Below are 25345 nucleotides of genomic sequence, written 5' to 3'. Positions count from 1 at the left end.
ACCCTATCCCGCAGTTCTCCCACCTGCGCGTGCTTTCGAGCCGCCGTCACGCGGCTCCGGACCTGTCGACCCCGCCGGCTCGTACCATGGCGCTGTGGAGTCACCCCTGGCCGATCTGGTCGACGCGCTGCCCGAGGGAGCCGTCGTCACCGATCCGGACATCTTGGGGTCATACCGGCAGGACCGGGCATTCGACCCGAACGCGGGCACACCGCTGGCGGTGGTGCGTCCACGCAGCACCGAAGAGGTAAAAGCCGTGCTGCGCTGGGCCACCGCCAACAAGATCGCTGTGGTACCACGCGGTATGGGCACCGGCCTGTCCGGCGGCGCATCGGCCCTCGACGGCGCCATCGTGCTGACGACCGAGAAGATGCGCGATATCACCGTCGACCCGGTGACCCGCACCGCCGTCGTCCAGCCCGGTCTGCTCAATGCGGAGGTCAAGGAGGCGGTCGCGGAGTTCGGGTTGTGGTATCCACCGGACCCGTCGTCGTTCGAGATCTGCAGCATCGGCGGCAACGTGGCCACCAATGCCGGTGGCCTGTGCTGCGTGAAGTACGGCGTCACAACGGATTACGTGCTCGGACTGCAGGTGGTGCTCGCCGACGGCACCGCGGTGCGGCTCGGCGGTCCGCGGCTCAAAGACGTCGCCGGACTGCCGCTGACCAAGTTGTTCGTCGGCAGCGAGGGCACGCTCGGGGTGGTCACCGAGGTGACGCTGAAGCTGCTGCCCGCACAGTCGGCGGCGTGCACGGTGGTCGCAGCCTTCGGCTCGGTGGAGGCGGCGGCTGCGGCCGTCGTCGCGATCACGGCCAGGATCCGGCCCTCGATGCTGGAATTCATGGATTCGGCGGCCATCAACGCCGTCGAGGACAAGCTGAAGATGGGCCTCGATCGCAGCGCCGCGGCGATGCTGGTGGCCGCCTCCGACGACCGTGGTCCGTCCGGCGCCGAAGACGCCCGGTTCATGGCCGACGTCTTCACCGAACACGGCGCCAAGGAAGTGTTCTCGACATCGGACCCCGAGGAGGGCGAAGCCTTCGTCGCCGCCCGGCGGTTCTGCATCCCGGCCGTGGAGTTGAAGGGCTCGCTGCTGCTCGAGGACGTCGGAGTTCCGTTGCCCGCGTTGGCCGATCTGGTCGGCGGCGTGGCCAAGATCGCGGCCAACCACGAATTGCTGATCTCGGTGATCGCGCATGCCGGCGACGGCAACACGCATCCGCTGATCGTCTACGACCCCGCCGATCCCGCGATGACCGAACGCGCCCACCAGGCGTTCGGCGAGATCATGGACCTTGCCGTGAGTTTGGGCGGTACGATCACCGGCGAACACGGGGTCGGCAGGCTGAAGCGGCCGTGGCTGGCCGGCCAGATCGGTCCGGAGGCGATGGAGCTCAACCGGCGGATCAAGGCCGCGCTCGATCCGGACAACATCCTCAACCCGGGTGCCGCGATTTAGCTTGCGCCGAGACCGGCGTTTTGGCTGAAATCACTTGCCGGCTTCGACCAATTCGTCGGTTTCGAGGTCGAGGCTATTGACATCGCCCACGGTTCTGTCGTACCAATGAGACATGACGGCTACTCTGTCTCATGACACGCCGGTTCGATTCCAGCTCGCCAACGCCGACACGTGGGCCGATCCGTGGCCGATGTATCAGGCGCTGCGCGACCATGATCCCGTACACCACGTCGTGCCGCGTGACCGGCCCGATCACGACTACTACGTCATGTCGCGCCATGCCGATATCTGGGCCGCCGCGCGTGATCACGAGACGTTCTCCTCGGCGCAGGGGCTCACGGTCAACTACGGGGAGCTCGAACTGATCGGCTTGGCCGACAACCCGCCGATGGTCATGCAGGACCCGCCCGTGCACACCGAGTTCCGCAAGCTGGTGTCGCGGGGATTCACGCCTCGGCAGGTGGAGGCGGTCGAGCCCAAGGTCCGCGACTACGTCATCGAGCGCATCGAGCGCATCCGGAGCAACGGCGGCGGCGACATCGTCGCCGAACTGTTCAAACCGCTGCCGTCCATGGTGGTCGCCCACTACCTCGGCGTACCGGAGGCCGATCGCGACAAGTTCGACGGCTGGACCGAGGCGATCGTCGCCGCCAACACCGCCGACGGCGGGATCGGCGGTGCGCTCGAGACGCTGGGCGACAAACTGGGCGAGATGATGGCCTACTTCACCGATCTCATCGAGCATCGACGGGTTCAGCCGGAGGACGACACCGTGTCGCATCTGGTGGCCGCGGGTGTGGGTGCCGACGGCGACATCGCAGGTGTGCTGTCGATCCTCGCGTTCACCTTCACCATGGTCACCGGCGGGAACGACACCACCACCGGCATGCTCGGCGGCTCGGTCCAGTTGCTTCACCAGCGACCCGACCAGCGTCACCTTCTCGTCGAAAACCCCGATCTGATACCGGATTCCGTCGACGAGTTCCTGCGCATGACCTCGCCGGTGCAGGGGCTGGCCCGCACCGTCACCCGCGATGTGACGGTGGCCGACACCACCATCCCGGAGGGCAGGCGGGTGTTGTTCCTGTACGCATCGGCCAATCGCGACGAGCGCCAATTCGGCGATGACGCATCCGAACTCGACGTGACCCGCAGACCGCGCAACATCCTGACCTTCAGCCACGGCGCACACCACTGCCTCGGCGCGGCGGCCGCGCGCATGCAGTCGCGTGTCGCTCTGACCGAACTGCTTACGCGTATCCCCGACTTCAAGGTCGACGAGAGCGGAATCGTCTGGGCCGGTGGCAGTTATGTGCGACGACCGCTGTCGGTCCCTTTCGAGGTGGTCACCTGATGGCCGGCGACTGGTTGGCCGCGCGGCGCACCGAGGTGGCCGCGGACCGCATCCTCGACGCGGCCGGTGAGCTGTTCACCCAGAAAGAGGCCGCCACCGTCGGCATGAACGAGATCGCCTCGGCGGCAGGATGTTCTCGCGCCACGCTGTACCGCTACTTCGAGAACCGCGAGGCGCTCTACACCGCTTACGTGCACCGGGAGAGCTACCGGCTGTACCGCGAGATGACCGAACAGATCAACGCGCTGACCGATCCGCGTGAGCGGTTGATCGAGGGGATGCTGGCCTCACTGCGCAACGTGCGCGAAAGCCCGGCCCTGGCATCGTGGTTCGCCACGACCCAGCGACCGATCGGTGCGGAGATGGCCGAGGAGTCCGAGGTGATCAAGGCGCTGACCGAGGCGTTCGTCATCTCACTCGGTCCCGACGCACCGGAGTTGGTCGCACACCGCGCGCGGTGGCTGGTGCGGGTGATGACGTCGCTGATGCTGTTCCCCGGCCACGACGAGGACGACGAGCGGTCGATGCTCGAGGAGTTCGTCGTTCCCATCGTGCTGCCGGGCCAGCGGGAGCCGACGCCCTAGGCTCAGCGTCCGGGGGTGAACGCGACGACCGTCGTCAGGCCACCCAGTAAGCCTGGGCCTTGATCGCTTTCTTCGAGATCTTGTACTCCTCGCGGAAGACCTTGGCCACCGCGCGGGTGGTGCGGTTGTCGCACGCGACCCATCCGAAATGGTCGGGGGCGTCGAACGCGGCTGCGGCCACCGCTTCCACCAGCGCCTCGCCGGCGTTCTTGCGGTCCACCCACATCACGTCGGTGCTGCGGGCGACCGGTAGCTGCCGGTCGTCGTCGTGTGCCGCCTCCAAAAACACGCGCGCCGGGGTGTCACCGATGGCGGTCAGCAACGAGTTGATGGCGGGTAGCGACGCGGTGTCGCCGACGATCACGTAACCGGCAGGCGGCGGTTCGGGCAGAGTGAAGTTGCTGCCGAGCACCGTGACCTCGATCGTGTCGCCGGGCTGCGCGTTTTCCGCCCAGTGCGAGGCGACGCCGTCGTGCAATGCGAACTCAATGTCGACGGTGTCGGCGGCGGGGTTCGGGTCGACCAGCGTGTAGCCGCGCTGATGCAGCTTCTCGCCGTCGGCGAACCACATCCGGATCCACATCGTCGGGTGCAGGGGCCGGTCCGCGAGCATTCCGCCGGCATCGAAACTCAGGCGGATGTAGTGGGGGCTGACCTCGCGTTTACCGGTCACGGTCAGCTGGTAGTCGCCCGCGCGCAGCAGTTTGAGCACCGCGCCCTGGAAACCTCGTGTTGGCTTCTTGTCCGACATAGCTAGCCTTCCGTGTCGCTGTCTCGGTTAGGCTACCCTAATTTCGGCTGTGCGGAATCGGCAGGTAGACCGCGTGGCGGACCTTAGCGGGTTGATCCCACGCACCTGATGCGTGCGATCAACCCGTCAGCGCGGTGCCGTCAGGATCGCACCCGGGTGAACCGGTGCAGGAGCCACGCCAGCGGGACCGTCATCACGAAGGTGACGAGGAACAGCATCGCGATCGAACCGGTGTAGATCGGATAGTGCAGCACCTCCACCATCGCCAGTTCCATCAGAATCAGGTGGATCAGGAAGATCTCGTAGGAGATCTCGCCGAGGAACACCATCGGCCGACTGGACAGCAGCCGGGCGTAGACGCCGCGATCACCGAGCGCCAGCGGCGCCACCGCCAGCGTCGCGATCACCGTGTAGAAGAACACCTTCACCAACGCCTCGCGCAACTCGGCGGGCGAGGTGGTCGGCTCCCCGGCGATGGGCGTGGACGCGATGAAATAGCACGCCACCGCCACCGGTATGCACGCCAGGCCGTAGGCCCGTACCCCCAGCGGTTGCAACACCGAAAGCAGCATCCCGCCGATAAACCAGACGAGGTACGACGGCAGCCACAGCCGCGCGCCGTCGGGCAGAAAGTCGGTGGTGTGCACCAGGATCAGCCATGTGGGTGTGATCAGCGCCAGGGCGACCAGTCCGCCGATCAGCAGGCCCGGACGCCACCGCCGTCGGCACAGCACCACCAGCAGCAACCACGCCAGCAGCGGCAGCACCGCATAAAACGCGACCTCGACCGCCAGGCTCCACATCTGCGTAAGCCCTTGATGCAGAAACGAATACAGGTAGTTGTCGGTGTAAATCTGGGTCAACGTGAGGTTGCGCAGCAACCCCTCCCATGTATGTCCGGGGTTCGGGCCCGCCGTGCGGAAGTGGTAGACGAGGTATGCCGCAAGGACCGTGACGACGTACGCGGGCATGATGCGAAGCACCCGGCGCCAGGCGTAGCGGCGTACCGACGGTCCGGGCCTAACGTCCGCCGCAGCCTTCACCCACGGCGAGAACAACAGAAACCCGCTGAGCACGAAGAAGATCGGCACCCCGATCTCAGCGCGGGAGTACACCAGGCCGACATAGCCCTGCGGATACTTGCCCGTCGTGTACGCGGCGTGGGTGAGCATCACCAATAACGCGGCGACGGCGCGGATACCGGTGAGCGAGGAGACACGTTCGACCCTGCTGACGGATTCCAGTCCGCCCTGCGCGTCCAAGCCGCGCGACAGCGTCATTTCTGCTTGTGCCGGCCCTTGTCCGGCCGTCGGTCGGGCTGCAGGTTGATCTTCACCCCCGAGATACGGGTGTTCTCAAGGGCTTTGAGTGTCTTCCTCGGCAGATCAGCGGGCAACTCCACCAACGAGAAATCCGGGCGGATGGTGATGTGGCCGAAGTCGCTGCGGTGCAGACCGCCTTCGTTGGCGATGGCGCCGACGATGTGGCCGGGTCCGACCTTGTGCCGCTTGCCCACCGAGATGCGGTAGGTGGCCAGGCCTTCCCGCGGTTTGCGGTCGGGCTTGTCGCGGCGAGGGCGCTCTTCGCGTTCGCGTCGTTTCTCCGGCGGCGGTTCGACCATGAAGAACTCGTCACCGCCGTGCGCCTGCGTGGCCAACGCCGCAGCGATGTCGGCGATCGGCACGTCATGCTCGCGTTCGTATTCTTCGATGATGCTGCGGAAGACGTCGGCGCCCGGCGCGTTGAGCGCTTCGGTGATCGAGTCGCGGAACTTCGCCACCCGCTGGGCGTTGACGTCGTCGACCGTGGGCAGTTCCGCCTCGACCAGCTTGGACCGGGTGGCCTTCTCAATGGCCTTGAGCAGATGACGCTCGCGCGGCGTGACGAACAGCAACGCCGACCCGGACCGGCCCGCCCGACCCGTGCGACCGATGCGGTGCACATAGGACTCGGTGTCGTTGGGGATGTCGTAGTTCAACACGTGCGAGATGCGTTCGACGTCTAATCCGCGCGCGGCGACATCCGTCGCGATCAGGATGTCGATTCGGCCGTCCTTCAGTGCGGCGATGGTGCGCTCGCGCTGCGCCTGCGGGATATCTCCGTTGATCGCCGCTGCGGCGAAACCCCTCGCCTTGAGCCGCTCGGCGACCTCTTCGGTGGCCTGTTTGGTGCGGACGAACACGATCATCGCGTCGCCCTCTTCCACCTCGAGCACGCGCGTCAGCGCATCTATTTTGCGGTGGCCGGAAACCTGGATGTAGCGCTGCGAAATGTTCTCTGCGGTGGCGGTTTTCGCCTCGACCGTGACCTCGACCGGGTCGTGCAGGTATTTCTTGGTGATCTTGCGGATCGCCGGCGGCATGGTCGCCGAGAACAGCGCGACCTGCTTGAACTCGGGGGTGTCGGACAGGATGCGCTCGACGTCCTCGGCGAAGCCCATCTGCAGCATCTCGTCGGCCTCGTCGAGCACGAGGTAGTCGAGCCGCGACAGGTCCAGGCGGCCCTTCTCGAGGTGGTCGATCACCCGACCCGGCGTGCCCACGACCACCTGGGCGCCGCGTTTGAGCCCCGCCAGCTGCGGACCGTAGGACGACCCGCCGTAGATCGGCAGCACGTTGACCTCCGGCAGGTGCGCACCGTAGCGGCCGAACGCCTCGGCCACCTGCAGCGCCAGTTCGCGCGTCGGCGCCAGGACCAACGCCTGGGTCGCCCGGCTGTCGGTGTCGATCTTCGACAGAATCGGGATCGCGAACGCGGCGGTCTTGCCGGTGCCGGTCTGGGCCAGACCCACCACGTCGGAACCGGTCATCATTGCCGGAATGGTGGCCGCCTGGATAGCTGACGGTGTCTCGTAGCCGACGTCGACGACGGCCCGCAGCACCGAAGGGTGAATCTGCAGGTCGTCGAAGGTCAGGTCGCCGGTCGAGCCGTCGTGGCTCGCATCCGACTCGGCGGAGGTCATCGGCGTCGAGTCTAGTGCCCGCGAGCAGCCCGATTCGCCACGCGGTGTGTCGGCGCGACCTGGTCGACGCGATTTGCAAGGGTGGCTCAGGTGATGTGCACGGTTCGGCTCAACGGCCTCATACGATCGGCGGCGGCGCTCTCGGCGGTGGTGGTGGTCGCCGTCGGCTGCGGAGCGAGCGACTCGACGGTCTCCAAGACGCCCGATGCGATGCCCCCCGCCGCGCCTCCCCCGGCCGCGCCACCGGCGCCGGCTCCGAACGCGGCGGCGTCCAGCGCACCCGCGGCGGCCGATCCGTGCGCGGTCAACCTCGCCGCGCCGGAGATCACCAGGGCGGTGGCCGAGTTGCCCCGCGACCCGCGCAGCGACCAGGGCTGGAATCCGGAGCCGATCGCAGGCAATTACAACGAGTGCGCGCAGCTGTCGGTCGTCATCGTCAAGGCCAATACCAACGCCACTAATCCGAACACGCGGGCGGTGATGTTCCACCTCGGCAGGTTCATCCCGAGCGGGGCGCCCGACACCTACGGGTTCAACGGCGTCGACACCTCGGAGAGCACCGGCGATACGGTCGCGCTGCGCTACTCGAACGGCGTGCCCGGCCTCGACAGCGTGGTCAGGTTCCGATGGAACGGAAACGGCGTCGAGCTGATCGGGAACACCGGCGGCTGAGGGATCGGCGGGCGGCCGCCTTCCGGAGCGCGGGCCGCCGGTCGCCATCCGCGCCCGCCGAACGTGGGTTACCCGCACACTTTTCGTGGCGCGGACGTGTGTCGAGCCCACGCTCGGCGGGCTACAGCCAAGCAATTCGCGCGTCGAGTCGAACCTCGTCCGAATGCGGCCAACCTCTCGACTGCATCGCGTCCCGTACACGCGCGAGAAAGACATGCGGGCGGGTGCGCAAAATATCGCGACTCACCCGGATGATCAGCCAGCGCTGAGCCGCCAGTTCCGCCAGCCGGTCGATGTCGCGCGCGTGCTGTGCGGGATCATCCCAATGCTGCGGACCGTCATATTCGACGCCGACCTGGAACTCCTCCCAGCCCATGTCGACGCGGCCGACGAACGAGCCGTACTCGTCAGCGACGAGGATCTGCGTTTGCGGCCTCGGGAATCCGGCGGCGAGCAGCAGCAGGCGTGTCCTGGTTTCCTGCGGCGACTCGGCGCCGCCGTCCATCAACTCGAGCACCCGTCGCAGCTGCACGATGCCGCGGGCGCCACGACGCGTTTCGGCGAGACGCTCGACGTCAACCGGCTTGAGACCGGTAGCGTTTGCCAGCGCATCGACCCTGATGATCGCCGTCTCCAGGCTGTCCCTGCGGCCGAGGTCGAATCCCGTTCGCACCGGCGTGGTCACCGGCATTCCGTGGACGATGCCGAACTCCTCATCTCGCAGTTTCGCCCGATGGATGGTGATTCCGTCGACAGCACAGGCCTCGCCACGAATCAGTTCGGCGGGCAGGTTCTCGTCAATCCATCGGGATCCGTACAACGCCGCGGCGGATAGTCCGGCGATCGTGGCGTTTCGGCGGGACCACAGCCACGCCGCCACCGCCCGTCTCTCCGGCGTCAGCTTCACCCCTTTCGGCAGGTAGACATTGCGATAGATCATGTTGTGGCGGCTGACCAGTGTTCGCCTGGTCACCCCGCCTGCCGCCAACCCCTCGGTGCCGATGAATGGCGATGAACTCGTATCCATGCGGTCACGGTCAGTACGAGGTCTCACAACAATCGGTCGGAGCGGCCCACTGAACGCCCGGGCTGTGGATACGCGCGTCGTTGTGAATCGGCGAGTGTGGCCTCGTGTCACGCGCGAGCCCGATTAGGCGTGCGGGTAACCCACGTTCGCCGGCGGTTGAGGCACCGGATGTGTCGTCGGGGTCACATACAGTGGCAGCGTGTTCGTGGCCTCCGAGGGCGCCGAAACCCGCGTCGTATACAGCGCATCCGATCTCGCAGCGGCGGCCCGCTGCGAGTACGCGCTGCTGCGTGCGTTCGACGCCAAGCTCGGACGTGGTCCTGCCGTCGCGAGCGAGGACGAGCTGTTGGCCAGGACGGCTCAGCTCGGCGATGAGCATGAACAGCGGCACCTCGATCTGCTGCGCGACGGGGCCGACGTCGCGATCATCGGCAGGCCTCCGTACACGGTCGAAGGGCTCGCCGCCGCCGCCGAGCAGACCCGTCGCGCTGTCGAGCGGCGCGCCGAGGTGATCTACCAGGCCGCGATGTTCGACGGCCGATTCGTCGGCTTCGCCGACTTCCTGATCCTGGAGCGGGACGCCGACGGTGAGCGGTATCGGTTGCGCGACACCAAGCTCGCGCGCTCGGTGAAGGTGGAGGCGCTTCTGCAGTTGGCCGCCTACGCCGAAACGCTCACGGCCGCGGGTGTGCCGGTGGCCGAGGAGGTCGAGCTGGTCCTGGGCGACGGCGCCACCGCGAGGTACCGCATCGACGAACTGCTCCCGGTCTATCGCCCGCGGCGCGAAGCCCTGCAGCGGCTGCTCGACGACCACTTCGCGTCGGGCGAGCCGGTCGACTGGGCCGACGACACCGTGCGCGCGTGCTTCCGCTGCCCGGAATGCGAGGCCCAGGTCCGCGCCGGCGACGACCTGCTGCTGGTGGCGAACATGCGGGTGAGCCAGCGGGCGCGCCTGCTCGACGCGGGCATCAGCACGGTCGCCGAACTCGCGCGACACGAGGGCCCAGTCGCCGAGCTTCCGGCCCGGACCCTTACCGCGCTGCGCGAGCAGGCCAGGCTGCAGCTGGCGCCGCGGGTGGACGGCAAGCCGCCGTACCAGATCGTCGACGCTCAACCGTTGACCCTCCTGCCCGACCCCGACAAGGGCGACCTGTTCTTCGACTTCGAAGGCGATCCCCTGTGGAGCGCCGACGGCCACGAGTGGGGCCTGGAGTACATGTGGGGAGTGCTCGAGGTCGGCGGCGGCTTCCGGCCGCTGTGGGCGCACGATCGCGCGAGTGAGCGTAAGGCCCTTGTCGACTTCCTCAAGCTGGTGCGCCAGCGCCGCAAGCGGTATCCGAAGATGCACATCTACCACTACGCGGCGTACGAGAAGACGGCGCTTCTCAGGTTGGCCGGCCGCTACGGGATCGGCGAGGACGAGGTCGACGATCTGCTGCGCAGCGGTGTTCTTGTCGACCTGTATCCATTGGTGCGCAAGAGCATTCGCGTCGGCACCGAGAACTACAGCCTGAAGTCCCTGGAGCCGCTGTACATGGGCTCCGAACTGCGCACCGGCGACGTCACCACCGCCACGGAATCGATCACGATGTACGCGCGGTTCTGCGAGCTGCGTGTCGAAGGTCGTCACGACGAAGCCGACAACATGCTCAAGAAGATCGAGGACTACAACCGCTACGACTGCCGATCGACACACCGGCTGCGCGACTGGCTGATCAAGATCGCGATCGAGTCGAGCGTCCCGCCGCTCGGGCCGCAGCCGGTCACCCAGAGCGTTGCGGTCGAGGACACCGATCAACTGGCGCGCACGCTGATGGACTTCGCCGGAGACGGTGTGGCCCAGCGCAGTCCGGAGCAGACGGCCGTGGCATTGATGGCCGCCGCGCGCGGATATCACCGCCGCGAGGACAAGCCGTTCTGGTGGGCGCATTTCGACCGGTTGAACAGTCCTGTCGACGAGTGGGGCGACACCAGCGACGTGTTCCTGGTCGACGCCGACGGTGTGGTCATCGTCAAGGATTGGCATCTGCCGTCGACGCGGGCCCGTAAACAGCAGCGCTGGCTGGAATTGACCGGGGCGCTGGAGGGCGGTGACGTCAGCAGAGAGGTGTTCGCACTGTATGAACCGCCGTCGCCCGCGGGCATGGCGGACAACGCGGACCGGCGCGCGGCCGGCAACGCCGACGTCATCGAAGTCGACGACCCGCCCACCCGGGTGGTGATCTGCGAACGCGAAACCCCTGCCGGGACGTTCACGCAAACCCCGTTCGCCCTGACGCCGCGAAACATCGTGCCCAACAAGAAGTTACGTGAGGCCATCGACAGCGCGGCCGCCGAGGTCGCCGCTACGCTACCGGATCTGCCGCGCACGGCGGTGGTCGATATCCTGCTGCGCCGGCCGCCGCGCACCCGCAGCGGCGCCCTTCTGCCCCGCACCGGCGATGTCACCGCCGACATCGCCGCCGCGGTGCTCGACCTGGATTCGTCGTATCTGGCGGTGCACGGCCCACCCGGGACCGGTAAGACGTACACGGTCGCCCGGATCATCGCCCGTCTGGTCAACGACCACCAGTGGCGCGTCGGTGTCGTAGCGCAGTCACATGCGGTGGTGGAGAACCTCTTTCGCGATCTGATCAAGGCAGGCGTGGACCCTGAGCACATCGCCAAGAAGGACTGTTCCGACGACGTCGGTTGTCAGGCGATCGATAAGGAGGAGTACGCCGCGTTTATCGCCGACCACCCCGGCTGCGTGATCGGCGGCACCGCATGGGATTTCGCGAACGACACCCGCGTGGAGGCCCGCAGCCTGAACCTACTGGTGATCGAGGAGGCGGGCCAGTACTGCCTGGCCAACACCATCGCGGTGGCCAGGGCGTCCGACAATTTGATGCTGCTGGGCGACCCGCAACAGCTGCCTCAGGTCAGCCAGGGCCACCATCCCGAGCCGGTCGACGCATCGGCGCTAGGCTGGCTGGTGCAGGAAAACCGCACGCTGCCCGAACAATTCGGCTACTTCCTCGACCGCTCCCACCGGATGCATCCGGCGGTGTGCGCCCGGGTGTCCCGGCTCGCCTACGAGGGCAGGCTGCAGTCCGCGGAGGGCCAGCCGGCAGCGCGCCGCCTTGACGGCCAGGCTCCCGGTGTGCGCGTGGTGTCCATCTCCCACGACGGCAACTCCACGAGCAGCCCCGAAGAGGCCGAAGCCATCGTCGCGGCGGCACTGACGCTGCTCGGCGGCGACTGGACCGACGAGCACGGCACCCGCGCGCTGACCCAGAAGGACGTCCTGGTCGTCGCCCCCTACAACGCCCAGGTACTGCTGCTACGCGACTATTTCGAGAACGCCGGGCTGCCCGACGTCGCGGTCGGCACCGTGGACAAGTTCCAGGGCAGGCAAGCGCCGGTGGTGTTCGTATCGATGACGGCGTCCTCCATCGACGATGTGCCGCGCGGAATATCGTTTCTGCTCAACAGGAATCGACTCAACGTCGCGGTCAGCCGCGCGAAGTATCTCAGCGTGATCGTCCGTTCGGAGGCGCTCACCGAGTATCTGCCGAGCACACCGGACCGCTTGATCGAGTTGGGCGCGTTCCTGTCGCTGGGCGCGAGCGACACTCCGACGTGATGAGCCTGACCGAGCGGCTGGCCGAGATCGTCGGGAAGGCCTACGTCAGCAGCGATCCCGACGTGCTCGCCGCACGCGTCGTCGACCATACCGGGCGATACCGTGGCCGGGCCAGCGCCCTGGTGCGGCCGGGGTCGGCCGACGAGGTCGCGGCGGTGCTGCGGGCCTGCCGCGATGCCGGTGCCTACGTCACCGTGCAGGGCGGGCGCACATCGCTGGTGGCGGGCGCCGTTCCCGAGCACGACGACGTGCTGCTGTCGACCGAGCGACTGCGTGACATCGGTGACGTCGACGTCACCGAACGCCGAATCTCGGTGGCGGCCGGCGTGACTCTGGCCGAGGTGCAGCGGGCGGCCGGCGAGGCGGGACTGGTGTTCGGCGTCGACCTGGCCGCGCGCGACACCGCGACCGTCGGGGGGATGGCGTCGACGAACGCCGGCGGGCTGCGCACCGTCCGCTACGGCAACATGGGCGAGCAGGTGATCGGATTGGATGTGGCGCTGCCCGACGGTTCGGTCGTGCACCGGCACAGCCGGGTGCGGATGGACAACACCGGCTACGACCTGGCGTCGCTGTTCGTCGGCGCGGAAGGCACTTTGGGCGTCATCACCGCGCTCGATCTGCGGCTGCACCCCACGCCGCCACACCGGGTGACCGCGATCTGCGGGTTCGCCGACCTCGACGCGCTCGTCACCGCCGGGCGGATTTTCCGCGACCTGGACGGCATCGCCGCACTGGAGTTGATCGACGCGCGCGCCAGCGCGTTGACCGCCGAGCACGCCGGGGTGCCCGCGCCCGTCGACGGCGCCTGGCAGCTTCTGATCGAACTGGCGGGCGACACCGACCAGACCGATCGGCTCGCCGACGCGATCGGGGGCACAGACCTGTGCGGCGAACCCGCCGTCGGCGTCGACACCGCCACACAGCAGCGACTCTGGCAGGTGCGCGAGGCCATCGCCGAAGTGCTCGGCGTGTACGGCCCGCCGCTGAAGTTCGATGTCTCGCTTCCGCTTTCGGCCATCGCGCAGTTCGCCGCCGATGCCGGCCAACTCGTCGTCGGCCATGCGCCCGAAGCGATTCCGGTGCTGTTCGGTCATGTCGGCGAGGGCAGCCTGCACCTGAACCTCGTGCGGTGCACGCTCGACAGCCAAGCCGAACATGCCCTGTACTCGGCGATGATGGACCTCATCGCCCACCTCGGCGGCAACGTCAGCAGCGAGCACGGCGTCGGCACCCGCAAGCGCCCGTACCTCGCAATGTCGCGCAGCGACGCCGATATCGCGGCCATGCGGACAGTGAAGGCGGCCTTCGACCCGTCCGGCTACCTCAACCCCGCAGTGCTGTTCGACTAGTTGTGGTCGTCGCGCGCATGCCTGCCGCTGGAACGGGGCTCCGTCCGGCGGCGATAGGCCTCGCCGTCCGGCCGGGCCGATTCCAGCGATGTGAGTCGCCGCTCGTTCTCGACGTGTAAGCCGTTGCGCGACAACCCGATCGGATCGGCTGCAGGTTTAGCGGGCGGCACGGGCGGAATGTCGGCGAGCAGTTGGTCGAGAATCGCGCGCCACGAGTCGTCGGCCCGCTCGGCCGGACGCTCGTCGCGTGCGGGCATTGGCTCGGTCGCCGGCTCTCGCTCGGCGGGGACCCACGACGCAGAGCCGCCGTCCCAGTCGATGGTGTACTCGACGTAGTCGTCATCGTCGTCGACGAACGCCTTGTCGTCGTCGGCCTCGTCGTTGGGTTCGACGGCGGCAGACTCCTCGAGTGGGCGGCGCGCATAGCCGACCAGGAACACCGCTGAGAGCACACCGAACAGCGCGACGAACGCGGGCAACAACAGCGACTGCGACATGGCGGCCGCGAACGGCGTGTGCAGGAACGACGGCAATTGCGTCGCACCCGCATCACCCCGAGCCGGATCGGAGGCCCACGGCGGCATCTCGGAGTTGACCTGCCACGTCATGAACGCCGCCATGCTGGCGCTGCCCAGCACCGCCCCGACCTGGCGGGTGGTGTTGTAGACGCCCGAACCCGCACCGGCCAACCGTGCCGGCAGGTTGCGGGTAGCCGTCGCGGCCAGAGGAGACCAGATGAACGCCATACCGATCCCCGTCGCGGTCAGCGGCAACACCAACCGCCAGATCGCGGTGGCGGGCGCCATCTCCAGCGAGAGCCAGGTCAACGCGATCGCCAACACAGAGAACCCGAATCCGACCACCGGGCGTGGGTGCCACCGGTCGACGATCCGTCCGACGACGGGCGCGAGCACACCCGTGGCGATCGCCATCGGCGCGGTCAGAAGCGCCGACTGCGTCGGCGACAACCCGCACACCGCCTGCGCGTAGAACATGACCGGCACGATCATCCCGGTCACGACGAACCCGATCGTTGCGACGCCGAATGTCGACAGCGAGAAGTCGCGATCGCGGAAGATCTCGAGTGGCAGCAGCGGATCTTTGCGGTTGGCTGCCTGCCAGAACAGGAACGCGGCCACCACCCCGGTGCCCAACGCCATCAGGCCCCAGACCCAGTGGGTCCACCTGTTCGCCTGACCCTCCTGCAGGGCGAACACGATGAGGAACAACCCGACCGCCGAGAGGATCACCCCCGCAACGTCGAGTCGCTGCCTCTGCCTCGGAAGCTCGGGCACCAGTCGCAGCGCCAACGCCACGCCCACCACCCCGATCGGCACGTTGACGAAGAAGATCCACTGCCACCCGAGGGCGTCGACGAGGATCCCGCCGGCCAACGGACCGACCAGCGTCGCGACCCCGGCCGTCGCCCCCCACACGCTCATCGCCATGCCGCGCCGTTCAGCGGGGAAGATGCGGGTGACCGTCGACAGGGTCTGCGGCGTCAGCAGCGCCGCGCCGACGCCCTGCACGACCCGGGCGGCGATCAGCATCCCGATCGTGTCGGACAGTCCGCACCACAGCGAGGCGACGGTGAACACCGTGAGACCGAGAAGGTAGAGGTTCTTGGGGCCGAACCGGTCACCGAGGCGGCCCGCCACCAGCAACGGCACCGCGTATGCGAGCAGATAGGCGCTCGTAACCCACAGGACGGCGTCGTAGCTGGCGCCGAACCTGGCCATGATCGACGGGTTGGCGACCGCGACGATCGTCGCGTCCACCAGGATCATGAAGAAGCCGACCATCATCGCCCACAGCGCATGCCACGGGTTCGTTGACGTGTTCTGCCTGGTGAAAAGCGTTGACAACATTCTGGGGTCGACTAGCACTCGGCGATTCCGCCGACGCTACGGAGCGTGGTCGATCCCGGCTAGGCGGGACCACGCGCTGCGAAGCGTCAGGCCGGCTCGGGCACGACGTCGGCGGTGACATCGCGTTCGGAGTCGTCCGCGCGTTCGGCCGCCGACACACCGACGGCCATGAGCGCGAGCAACGCGATCACCATACCCACCGTCATCACGGCGGCCAGAGCGAACTCGTCGTTGCCGAGGGCACCGACGAGCGGGGCGATCGCAGCACCCAGGCCGAACTGTCCCGCGCCGAGCAGAGCGGCCGCGGTGCCCGCGGCATCCGGATGCCGGGTCAACGCCAGCGCCGGCGCGTTCGGGATGACGAAGCCCACGGCGGCCAGCAGCACCCACACCGGTACAACGAATACGGCTACCCCGCCGACGTCGACAACCGTGATGCCGACGAAGACCGCACCGCCGAGGGAGGCCACAGTCAGGGCCCAAAGCACGATTGTCTGCGGCCGGAACCGGCGCAGTAAAACGACGTTGAACTGCGTGGCGCCGATCAGCGCGATCGCGCCGGCGGCGAAGACCAGCGCGAACCCCTGCTGATCCAGACCGTATCGGCCCTGCAGGACGAACGGCGCTGCGGAGATGTAGGCGAAAAGCCCCGACATGCCCAGCGCGGCGACCAGCACCAACACAACGAAGCGGGTATCGCGCAGCAACTCCAGGTACGTCGCGGCGATGCCCCGCACCTTCAGCGGGCGACGATGCGCGACGGGCAGCGTCTCTGGCAGGGCCGTCATCGCCACCACCAGCAACAGCCCCGCCAACAGCACCAGAGCGGCGAACACCCAGTGCCAGGAGGCCTTGAGCAGCACCGCGGCGCCCAACGAGGGGGCCAGGACGGGCGCGACGCCCAGCACCAGCATCAGCCGTGACATCACAGTGGCGGCGACCGAGCCGGTGAACAGATCACCGACGACGGCGACCGCCACCACCGAGGCCGCTGCGGCGCCCATCCCCTGCAGCGCCCGAGCCAGCCCGAGCACCTCGATGTTGGGCGCGAACATGCACATCAGCGAGGCGACCATGTGCAGCACGATTCCAGCCATCAACGGGCGGCGGCGGCCCAGCGAGTCGGAGAGCGGACCGACGACCAGCTGGCCGAGCGCCAGCCCGGCGAGGGTCCCGGTCAGCGTCAGCTGCGCGATGGAGGAGGACACCCCGAGTTCCTCGGCGATCCTCGGCAGGGCGGGCAGGTACATGTCGATGGTGAGCGGGCCCAGCGCCACCATCACGCCCAGGACGACGATCATCCGGATGCGGCTGACAGGCGTGCCCTCGTAAAGCGGAGTCGGGGCAGCCGTCAAATCCACAGCCGATGATGGTGCCATGGAAATGAAGAGCGTCGCTTCTCATTTTTTTCTTCCCCGGCCCGGCATAAGGTGAGCGCGATCACCGCCGGGGCACTCACCGACGCCGGCGTTCGTTAGCCGAAGCGATAGCCTGAAACGAGTCGTTCGGACAGGAGGCCCCATGAGTGCCCGGTCGAAGGCCAAGAGCCAGTTACCGGCGGTCAGCGATGGCTCCGCCGAGGATCCGAGCGTCGCCGCCAAGGCGCTGTCCCGCATTATCGAGCGCGGGTCGCGCGTACAGGCTCCCGCGGTCAAGGCGTACGTCGACCGGTTGCGCGAACAGGATCCGCACGCGACGCCGGCCGAGGTGATCAAGAAACTCGAGAAGCGCTATCTGAGCGCGGTGATGGCCAGCGGCGCCGCCGTCGGGTCGGCTGCGGCGTTCCCCGGCATCGGGACGCTGACCGCGATGGCGTCGGTGGCCGGCGAGACGGTCGTCTTCCTGGAGGCGACGGCGTTGTATGTGCTCGCCGTGGCCGAGGTGCACGGGATTCCGGCCGAGCATCAGGAGCGGCGACGCGCGCTGGTGCTAGCGGTGTTGGTCGGCGAGGACAGTAAGCGGGCGATCGCCGACCTGGTCGGCCGCGGCCGCACCAGAGGCGCCTGGGTCGCCGACGGGGCGGCCACCCTCCCGCTGCCTGCGCTGTCGCAGCTGAACTCTCGCCTGCTGAGGTACTTCGTCAAGCGCTACACCCTCAAGCGGGGCGCACTCGCGTTCGGCAAGACGCTGCCCGTCGGCGTCGGCGCGGTCGTCGGCGGTGTGGGCAACCGCCTGATGGGCAAGCGAATCATCGGCAACGCGCACGGCGCGTTCGGCCCCCCGCCACCGCGGTGGCCGACGGTGGTGCACGTGCTGCCCGCGTCCAGGGACTAGCGGCACATGGCCGGGAAGGTCGTTGTCGTGGTCTGGCCGATGCTTCGGCGCTAGCCTTTAGTCGGCGGATTGCGGGTAATCCGTACAGAACCTGGCGAGCGTTGAGATGCGCTCGCGTGAAGCGAAGAATCGAGGCGAGTAGCTACCGTGAGCTCACCTTCACCATTCGGACAGAACGAGTGGTTGGTCGAGGAGATGTATCGCAAGTTCCGCGAGGATCCCTCGTCGGTAGATCCCAGTTGGCACGAATTCCTAGTCGACTACTCCCCTGAGCCGACCCCCTCCGAGAGTCAGGCCCGCAGCGGCAACGGTCAACGCAGCGCAGGGCCGGTGAGCCCGCCGGAGCCTGCCCCCGCGCCGGCGCCCAAGCAGTCCGACGGCAACGGCGCTGCCCGGCCCGCCAAGGAAACCCGCGCCAAGGAGTCTTCCGCCAAGGAGTCTTCCGCCAAGGAGACCGAGGCGAAGGAATCCGACGGCGGCTCCGAGAGCAAGGCGTCGAAGTCGTCGGCACCGACCAAGGCGCCCGCCAAGCCCAAGGAGCCCGCGAAGGAGTCCGCCAAGAAATCGGACCCCAGAGACAAGGGCACCGAGGACAAGGATTCGGGCGGCGACGAGGCTCAGGTGCTGCGGGGCGCCGCCGCAGCCGTCGTGAAGAACATGGCGGCGTCGCTCGATGTGCCGACCGCGACCAGTGTTCGCGCGATCCCGGCCAAGTTGATGATCGACAACCGCATCGTCATCAACAACCACCTCAAGCGGACCCGCGGCGGGAAGATCTCGTTCACCCACCTCATCGGGTACGCCGTCGTGCAGGCGGTCAAAGAGTTCCCCAACATGAACCGCCACTTCACTGAGATCGACGGCAAGCCGAATGCGGTGACGCCCGAGCACGTCACCCTCGGCCTGGCGATCGACCTGCAGGGCAAGGGCGGCAGCCGCCAACTGGTGGTGGCGGGCATCAAGGCAGCCGAGAACATGTCGTTCGGCCAGTTCATCGCCGCCTACGAGGACATCGTCCGCCGCGCCCGCAACGGCAAGCTGACCGCCGATGACTTCGGCGGCGTGACGATCTCGTTGACCAACCCCGGCACCATCGGAACCGTGCACTCGGTGCCGCGGCTGATGCGCGGTCAGGGCGCCATCATCGGCGTGGGTGCGATGGAGTACCCGGCCGAGTTCCAAGGCGCGAGCGAGGAGCGCATCGCCGAGTTGGGCGTCGGAAAGCTGGTCACGCTGACGTCGACCTACGACCATCGCATCATCCAGGGCGCGGAGTCCGGCGACTTCCTGCGCACCGTGCATCGACTGCTGCTCGACGACGACTTCTTCGACGAGATCTTCCGCGAACTCGGCATCCCGTACGAGCCGGTGCGGTGGCGCACCGACAACCCCGACTCGATCGAGGACAAGAACGCCCGCGTCATCGAGCTGATCTCGGACTACCGCAACCGCGGCCACCTGATGGCCGATATCGACCCGCTGCGGCTGGACAAGAACCGCTTCCGCAGCCACCCCGACCTGGACATCCTCACCCACGGGCTGACGCTCTGGGACCTCGATCGCGAGTTCAAGGTCAACGGGTTCGCCGGCGCCGACGAGAAGAAGCTGCGCGACGTGTTGGGTCTGCTGCGTGACTCCTACTGTCGCCACATCGGCGTCGAGTACACCCACATCCTCGAACCCGAGCAGCAGCAGTGGCTGCAGGAGCGCATCGAGAAGAAGCACGAGAAGCCGACCGTCGCCGAGCAGAAGTACATCCTGAGTAAGCTCAACGCGGCCGAGGCATTCGAAACGTTCTTGCAGACGAAATACGTTGGCCAGAAACGGTTCTCGCTGGAAGGCGCCGAGACGGTCATCCCGACCATGGACGCGGTGATCGACCAGTGCGCCGAGTACGCGCTCGACGAGGTCGTCATCGCCATGCCGCACCGCGGCCGGCTCAACGTGCTGGCCAACATCGTCGGCAAGCCGTACTCGCAGATCTTCTCCGAGTTCGAGGGGAATCTGAACCCGTCGCAGGCGCACGGCTCCGGTGACGTGAAGTACCACCTGGGCGCGTCGGGCAGGTTCATCCAGATGTTCGGCGACAACGACATCGACGTGTCGCTGGTGGCCAACCCGTCGCACCTCGAGGCCGTCGACCCAGTCCTCGAGGGCTTGGTGCGCGCCAAGCAGGACGTGATCGACGGGGGCGACGGCGACGGCGAGGGAGCCGGAGCGTTCAGCGTCGTGCCGCTGATGCTGCACGGCGACGCCGCGTTCGCCGGTCAGGGTGTGGTGGCCGAGACGCTGAACCTTGCGCTGCTGCGGGGATATCGCGTCGGCGGGACGATCCACATCATCGTCAACAACCAGATCGGTTTCACCACATCGCCGTCCGACGCCAAGTCCTCGGAGTACTGCACCGATGTCGCCAAGATGGTCGGTGCGCCGATCTTCCACGTCAACGGCGACGACCCCGAGGCCGCAGCCTGGGTGGCCCGGCTCGCGGTCGACTTCCGGCAGAAGTTCCACAAGGACGTCGTCATCGACATGCTGTGCTACCGCCGCCGCGGGCACAACGAGGGCGACGACCCGTCGATGACGCAGCCCTCGATGTACGACGCGATCGACGTCAAACGCGGTGTGCGCAAGAGCTACACCGAAGCGCTGATCGGCCGCGGCGACATCTCGATGAAAGAGGCCGAGGACGCGCTGCGTGACTACCAGGGCCAGCTGGAACGGGTCTTCAACGAGGTGCGCGAACTCGAGAAACACGAGATCGAACCGAGCGCCTCGGTGGAAGCCGATCAGATGGTGCCCGCCGGTACGAACACCGCGGTGGACAAGTCGTTGTTGGCGCGGATCGGTGATGCCCATCTGTCGGTGCCCGAGGGCTTCAGCGTGCATCCGCGCGTCAAGCCGGTGCTGGAGAAGCGCCGCGAGATGGCCTACGAGGGCAAGGTGGACTGGGCGTTCGCCGAACTGCTCGCCCTCGGCGCGCTTATCGCCGAGGGCAAGACCGTGCGGCTGTCGGGACAGGACACCCGACGCGGCACGTTCACCCAGCGCCATTCGGTGATCATCGATCGCAAGACGGGTCAGGAGTTCACCCCGCTGGATCTGTTGACCGTCGACAAGGACGGCAACCCGACCGGCGGCAGGTTCATGGTGTACGACTCCCCGCTGTCGGAGTTCGCGGCCGTCGGCTTCGAGTACGGCTACTCCGTCGGCAACCCCGATGCAATGGTGTTGTGGGAGGCGCAGTTCGGCGACTTCATCAACGGTGCGCAGTCGATCATCGACGAGTTCATCAGCTCCGGTGAGGCCAAGTGGGGCCAGCGTTCGGACGTCGTGCTGCTGCTGCCGCACGGGCACGAAGGTCAAGGCCCGGACCACACGTCGGGCCGCATCGAGCGGTTCCTGCTGTTGTGGGCCGAGGGGTCGATGACGATCGCGATGCCGTCCACGCCGGCCAACTACTTCCACCTGCTGCGGCGTCACGCCCTGGACGGCATCCACCGGCCGCTCATCGTGTTCACGCCGAAGTCGATGCTGCGGAACAAGGCCGCCGTCAGCGACATCCGCGACTTCACCGAGCAGAAGTTCCGTTCGGTGCTCGAGGAGCCGACCTACACCGACGGCGACGGGGATCGCAACGAGGCCAAGCGGATGCTGTTGTGCAGCGGCAAGCTCTACTACGAGCTGGCCGCCCGCAAGAACAAGGAACAGCGCGACGACGTGGCGATCGTGCGCGTCGAGCAGCTCGCTCCGCTGCCGCGGCGCCGGCTGGCAGAGACGCTGGACCGCTACCCCAACGTCGAGAAGTACCTGTGGGTGCAGGAGGAACCGGCGAACCAGGGTCCGTGGCCGACGTTCGGGCTGACGTTGCCGGAGGTGTTGCCGGAGAAGTTGAGCGGCATCACGCGCGTCTCGCGGCGGGCCATGTCGGCGCCGTCGTCGGGCTCGTCGAAGGTGCACGCCGTCGAGCAACAGGAAATCATCGACGAGGCGTTCGCCTGAGCCTTTTTGCGCCTTCATGCGCGAAGGTGCGTGTCTGCGCGCGACACGTCGGTCGCTGTCAGTACTTTGCGCACGCTCGCGGTACTACGGGCGAGGAGACTCAGCGCTCAAGGCCGCGCAGTACGACGGCGAGGCCGAGGCGGAATTCCTTGTCGGGTGATAGGCGACGCGCTACTCGAGCAGTTTCAGCGATATAGGGAAAGTCAGTCTTGGGGAGGGTGGCCATCGTTGCCGTGCCCGAACCCGACAGAGAGCTGAGATGCTGGGTATTAAGGCTGCCGAGTAGGTAGTTGAGCAGGCTGCGTTGTGCAATCGCGCGATCTACCCCGGTCAATCCGCCCTCGCTCAGCGCGCTCAGCACAGCTTCGATCCAGCGCAGCGACGTGGGCGAGCTATGGCGATGGATGAGCATGAGAGGAACGGCCGCGGGATGGGCGACGATCGCACCTCGAAGACGTGTCATCAGTTTCACGATCCGCTGCGTCCATGGCTCATCGGCGGGCACGGCGACGTCGACTGGTTCAAGGACACGATCGACGATCCACCTCTCGAGTCCTTCGCGACTATCGACATATCGATATAGAGCCATCGCACTAACCCCGAGGTCTGCGGCGACGGCTCGCATTGTCAGGCTGGCCAGGCCGCCGTGATCAAGCACCGCTAGTGCTGCATCGGCGATCGCCCCTTGAGTGAGCGTTCGGCTTCGTGGCATCTTGAAAGTTTACGACGTACGCCTAAGCTGTGCCGCAGCAACGCGACCGGAAGGAGCACGAGATGATGTTCACCGAATTGTTCGTGCCGAAGGGCGCACACACGCGAGAAGAGTTGGATCAGCTCGCGCAACGCCTCACCACGCACGGATTGCACGACAGCCCGCATGCGCTGAGCGAACCCGCCGCCGAACGCGCCGATCCCGGAGTTCTTGAGTTTCTGGAAAGCATTACCCATGTGGTCGTGCACGAGGTCGACGTGTGGATCGCCGGGGGTCGCCGGCAGGATGCGGGCGCCGTACCTCGCTATGTCGTGCGCGTCTACGTACCCGGCCCCTGGCGAAAACCGCTGAGCGAGCATCTCATCGCGCGGATCACGCGCGCGCTCGCAGACGCACAAGGCGATCCGGGACGGCTCTACGAGCGACCCGACTGCGAAGTCCACGTGTTGGGGGTTCCGGACGGTGGGTACGGCGCCTTCGGGCGCGTCATCGACGACTCCATCCTGATGGACATGATTAGTGACGCCACCAGTGGCATTGCTGAAGTGCCGGAAGGGATGGGCGTCGACCCAGTGTGCGGCACGACGGTTTCGATGACGGAACCGGGAGCCGTCACGGCAGAGGTCGACGGAGTCACTTTCCAATTCTGCTGCCCCCAATGCCGTGGAACTTTTCTGAAGCGCCAGCGCAACAAGGTCGCCGGCGAGTGATGTCGGAGATCGTCAACACCGAGCAGAACGAGGTTTGGAACGGCCCCGACGGGATGCATTGGGCAAACCACTGTGACCGTTACGACGCGATGGCGATGGGCTTCAACGCCGACCTTCTTGCCGCGGCGGCGCTGACACAAGCCAGCCAGGTCCTCGACATCGGCTGTGGGACCGGACAAATCACGCGGCTCGCCGCGCGGCAGTCGCCGCAGGGTCACGCGCTGGGGATTGATTTGTCGGTACCGATGCTGGAGCACGCACGTCGGAGCGCCGGTGAGGAGCGGATTGGCAACGTCACCTTCATCCGAGGAGACGCTCAGACCCACCCATTTTGTCGGGATTTCTACGATGTGGCGATTAGCCGTGCGGGGGTGATGTTTTTCGCCGACCCGCTCGCAGCATTCGTCAACATCCAGCAAGCGCTGAAGCGCGGAGGCCGGCTGGTGTTCCTGACGCATCGCCAGGCGAGCAGGCCCTTCGAGGCTGTTCTCGCGGCCGTGACTGAGCATGTCGTTGCCGGAGACCACCTGACCGAGTCGGGCGTGGATCTGTTCTCTGAGCCGCACCGAGTTCGGCCGCTGCTGTCCGCCGCGGGCTTCGTTGGAGCGACGGCGACGCCGGTTGAGGCTCAAAGTTTCGTCGGTCGGGACGCGGCGGAGGCCGCGGACTTTCTGTTTGACGGACCCCTTCGGTCGATCCTCGAACATGCCGACAGTCCGAGTCGTCGCTGCGCTCGTGCGGCCGTCATCGCATCGATACGGGGCAACGAGCAAGACGACGCGGTGCTCTTTCCGGCCCACGGATGGCTGTACACCGCGAGGAGGCCGCACAGCCCCCTGTAGTCGAGACCTGCGGTACCGGCTAGCCTCGACCAGGAACGTACGGCTATTGACCCGTCTACTCGCAACTCGTGTGTCACAACCGTGCGCTGAGCGCATTAGCAAAGGATGTGGTTATGCAGGGCTTCGCCGGAAAGGTCGCTGTGGTGACCGGTGCCGGGTCGGGTATCGGACAGGCGCTGGCGATCGAGCTGGGCAAGTCGGGCGCGAGCGTCGCGATCAGCGACGTCGACGCCGAAGGTCTGGCGGCGACCGAGGAGCGGCTCAAGGCGATCGGCGCGCCGGTTAAGACGGACCGCCTCGACGTCACCGAGCGTGAGGCCTTCGAGCTGTACGCCGACGCGGTGGTCGAGCACTTCGGCAAGGTCAATCAGATCTACAACAATGCAGGCATCGCGTATGTCGGTGATGTCGAGGTGACCCCGTACAAGGACATCGAACGGGTGATGGACGTCGACTTCTGGGGCGTCGTCAATGGCACGAAGGCGTTCCTGCCGCATCTGATCGCGTCGGGCGACGGGCACGTCGTCAATGTGTCGAGCCTGTTCGGCATCTTTTCGGTTCCGGGTCAGGCGGCATACAACTCGGCGAAGTTCGCGGTCCGCGGGTTCACCGAGGCGCTGCGCCAGGAGATGCAGGCCGCGGGCCATCCGGTCAAGGTCACCACCATCCACCCCGGCGGGATCAAGACCGCGATCATGCGCAATTCGACGGCCGCTGAAGGCGTCGACCGTGAGGGCCTGACCAAGACGTTCGACACCAGGCTGACGCGGACCACGCCCGAGGAGGCCGCGAAGATCATCCTCGACGGTGTCCGCAAGAACCGGGCGCGGGTGTTGGTCGGGGCCGACGCGAAATTCCTCGACGCGATCGTGCGTCTCACCGGTTCGGGCTATCAGCGACTGTTCCTGTCGGTGATGAAGCGTCTGGTGCCCAACAGCCACTGACTTGAGCCGCCCTCGCTAAGTGCACGCTCGAGCGCGCGCGAGCGTGCGCAAACTGTCAAGGAATCGCGGCGTGTCGTGGGCAGACACCTTCGTAACTGGTTGATGTCAAGGGTGGTTGGGGTGGCCCGCTGGGTCCTGGTCTCAACGTAGTTCGTCAAACGGGTTCTTCCCGACTGCGTTCAATCGAGTTCATCAGGGCGGCGGGGC

18 protein-coding genes are annotated in these 25345 nt (G+C 66.9%); 11 read left to right on the top strand and 7 right to left on the bottom strand.

From position 1 onward, the window contains the following. Nucleotides 1–94: 94 nt before the first annotated feature. From AAHH99_RS17315 to AAHH99_RS17305, 3 genes are all read left to right on the top strand, one after another. Nucleotides 95–1459: an FAD-binding oxidoreductase gene (locus AAHH99_RS17315; RefSeq protein WP_418769831.1), complete on the top strand. Its 1365-nt coding sequence runs from the start codon at nt 95–97 to the stop codon at nt 1457–1459. A 112-nt stretch (nt 1460–1571) separates the two neighbouring features. After that, complete coding sequence (locus AAHH99_RS17310; protein ID WP_418769830.1) at nt 1572–2813, top strand: cytochrome P450; 1242 nt, start codon at nt 1572–1574, stop codon at nt 2811–2813. Beyond that, a complete protein-coding gene (locus tag AAHH99_RS17305; protein WP_418769829.1) occupies nt 2813–3397 on the top strand; it encodes a TetR/AcrR family transcriptional regulator in 585 nt (194 codons plus the stop codon). The genes AAHH99_RS17310 and AAHH99_RS17305 overlap by 1 nt, the downstream gene beginning before the upstream one ends. 34 nt (nt 3398–3431) lie before the next feature. Here AAHH99_RS17305 and AAHH99_RS17300 read toward each other — a convergent pair whose 3' ends face one another. The 3 genes from AAHH99_RS17300 to AAHH99_RS17290 form a co-directional block, all read right to left on the bottom strand. After that, nucleotides 3432–4148, bottom strand: a complete 717-nt coding sequence (locus AAHH99_RS17300; protein WP_418769828.1) for a siderophore-interacting protein — start codon at nt 4146–4148, stop codon at nt 3432–3434. Nucleotides 4149–4288: 140 nt separating this feature from the next. Continuing rightward, on the bottom strand, nt 4289–5428 hold the full coding sequence (locus AAHH99_RS17295; RefSeq protein ID WP_418769827.1) for an acyltransferase family protein: 1140 nt from the start codon (nt 5426–5428) through the stop codon (nt 4289–4291). Then, nucleotides 5425–7110, bottom strand: coding sequence for a DEAD/DEAH box helicase (locus tag AAHH99_RS17290; protein ID WP_418769826.1), 1686 nt, complete (start codon nt 7108–7110; stop codon nt 5425–5427). Before AAHH99_RS17290 ends, AAHH99_RS17295 begins: the two co-directional genes overlap by 4 nt. 93 nt (nt 7111–7203) lie before the next feature. Between AAHH99_RS17290 and AAHH99_RS17285 the strand changes: the two genes are divergently transcribed. Beyond that, on the top strand, nt 7204–7782 hold the full coding sequence (locus AAHH99_RS17285) for an LppP/LprE family lipoprotein (protein WP_418769906.1): 579 nt from the start codon (nt 7204–7206) through the stop codon (nt 7780–7782). 121 nt (nt 7783–7903) lie between these two features. Here the strand turns inward: AAHH99_RS17285 and AAHH99_RS17280 are convergent, their stop codons facing one another. Beyond that, nucleotides 7904–8809: a hypothetical protein gene (locus AAHH99_RS17280; protein ID WP_418769825.1), complete on the bottom strand. Its 906-nt coding sequence runs from the start codon at nt 8807–8809 to the stop codon at nt 7904–7906. A 199-nt stretch (nt 8810–9008) separates the two neighbouring features. Here AAHH99_RS17280 and AAHH99_RS17275 point away from each other — a divergent pair, with 199 nt between their 5' ends. Further along, nucleotides 9009–12434 (top strand): TM0106 family RecB-like putative nuclease, encoded by a 3426-nt coding sequence (locus AAHH99_RS17275; RefSeq protein WP_418769824.1) that lies wholly within the window; start codon nt 9009–9011, stop codon nt 12432–12434. Then, the gene (locus tag AAHH99_RS17270; RefSeq protein WP_418769823.1) at nt 12434–13786 is read left to right on the top strand and encodes an FAD-binding oxidoreductase; all 1353 of its coding nucleotides are present in this window, start codon (nt 12434–12436) and stop codon (nt 13784–13786) included. The genes AAHH99_RS17275 and AAHH99_RS17270 overlap by 1 nt, the downstream gene beginning before the upstream one ends. Here AAHH99_RS17270 and AAHH99_RS17265 read toward each other — a convergent pair. Together AAHH99_RS17265 and AAHH99_RS17260 are read right to left on the bottom strand one after the other, a co-directional pair. Next, nucleotides 13783–15654: an MFS transporter gene (locus tag AAHH99_RS17265; protein ID WP_418769822.1), complete on the bottom strand. Its 1872-nt coding sequence runs from the start codon at nt 15652–15654 to the stop codon at nt 13783–13785. The genes AAHH99_RS17270 and AAHH99_RS17265 overlap by 4 nt on opposite strands. Before the next feature lie 86 nt (nt 15655–15740). Then, entirely contained in the window at nt 15741–17033 is a 1293-nt protein-coding gene (locus AAHH99_RS17260) for a multidrug effflux MFS transporter (protein ID WP_418769821.1), read from the bottom strand. Nucleotides 17034–17175: 142 nt separating this feature from the next. Here AAHH99_RS17260 and AAHH99_RS17255 point away from each other — a divergent pair, with 142 nt between their 5' ends. Continuing rightward, complete coding sequence (locus tag AAHH99_RS17255) at nt 17176–17928, top strand: hypothetical protein (protein ID WP_418769820.1); 753 nt, start codon at nt 17176–17178, stop codon at nt 17926–17928. A 195-nt stretch (nt 17929–18123) separates the two neighbouring features. Beyond that, entirely contained in the window at nt 18124–21930 is a 3807-nt protein-coding gene (locus tag AAHH99_RS17250) for a multifunctional oxoglutarate decarboxylase/oxoglutarate dehydrogenase thiamine pyrophosphate-binding subunit/dihydrolipoyllysine-residue succinyltransferase subunit (protein ID WP_418769905.1), read from the top strand. A gap of 100 nt (nt 21931–22030) precedes the next feature. On the opposite strand, the gene AAHH99_RS17245 is transcribed toward AAHH99_RS17250, so the two are convergent. Then, nucleotides 22031–22642, bottom strand: a complete 612-nt coding sequence (locus tag AAHH99_RS17245) for a TetR/AcrR family transcriptional regulator (RefSeq protein WP_418769819.1) — start codon at nt 22640–22642, stop codon at nt 22031–22033. A gap of 62 nt (nt 22643–22704) precedes the next feature. On the opposite strand from AAHH99_RS17245, the gene AAHH99_RS17240 reads away from it, so the two are divergent. From AAHH99_RS17240 to AAHH99_RS17230, 3 genes are all read left to right on the top strand, one after another. Next, nucleotides 22705–23352 carry a hypothetical protein gene (locus AAHH99_RS17240; protein WP_418769818.1) on the top strand — a complete coding sequence of 216 codons (648 nt, stop codon included), beginning with the start codon at nt 22705–22707 and terminating at the stop codon, nt 23350–23352. Next, the gene (locus tag AAHH99_RS17235) at nt 23352–24194 is read left to right on the top strand and encodes a class I SAM-dependent methyltransferase (RefSeq protein ID WP_418769817.1); all 843 of its coding nucleotides are present in this window, start codon (nt 23352–23354) and stop codon (nt 24192–24194) included. Before AAHH99_RS17240 ends, AAHH99_RS17235 begins: the two co-directional genes overlap by 1 nt. A 113-nt stretch (nt 24195–24307) precedes the next feature. Then, a complete protein-coding gene (locus AAHH99_RS17230) occupies nt 24308–25138 on the top strand; it encodes an SDR family NAD(P)-dependent oxidoreductase (RefSeq protein ID WP_418769816.1) in 831 nt (276 codons plus the stop codon). The last annotated feature ends 207 nt before the right edge of the window (nt 25139–25345 follow it).

Source organism: Mycobacterium neumannii, assembly GCF_048452905.1.
Lineage (GTDB): Bacteria > Actinomycetota > Actinomycetes > Mycobacteriales > Mycobacteriaceae > Mycobacterium > Mycobacterium neumannii_B.
Note: the sequence above shows the minus strand (reverse complement) of the source record. Positions and strands in the feature narration are given on the sequence as shown.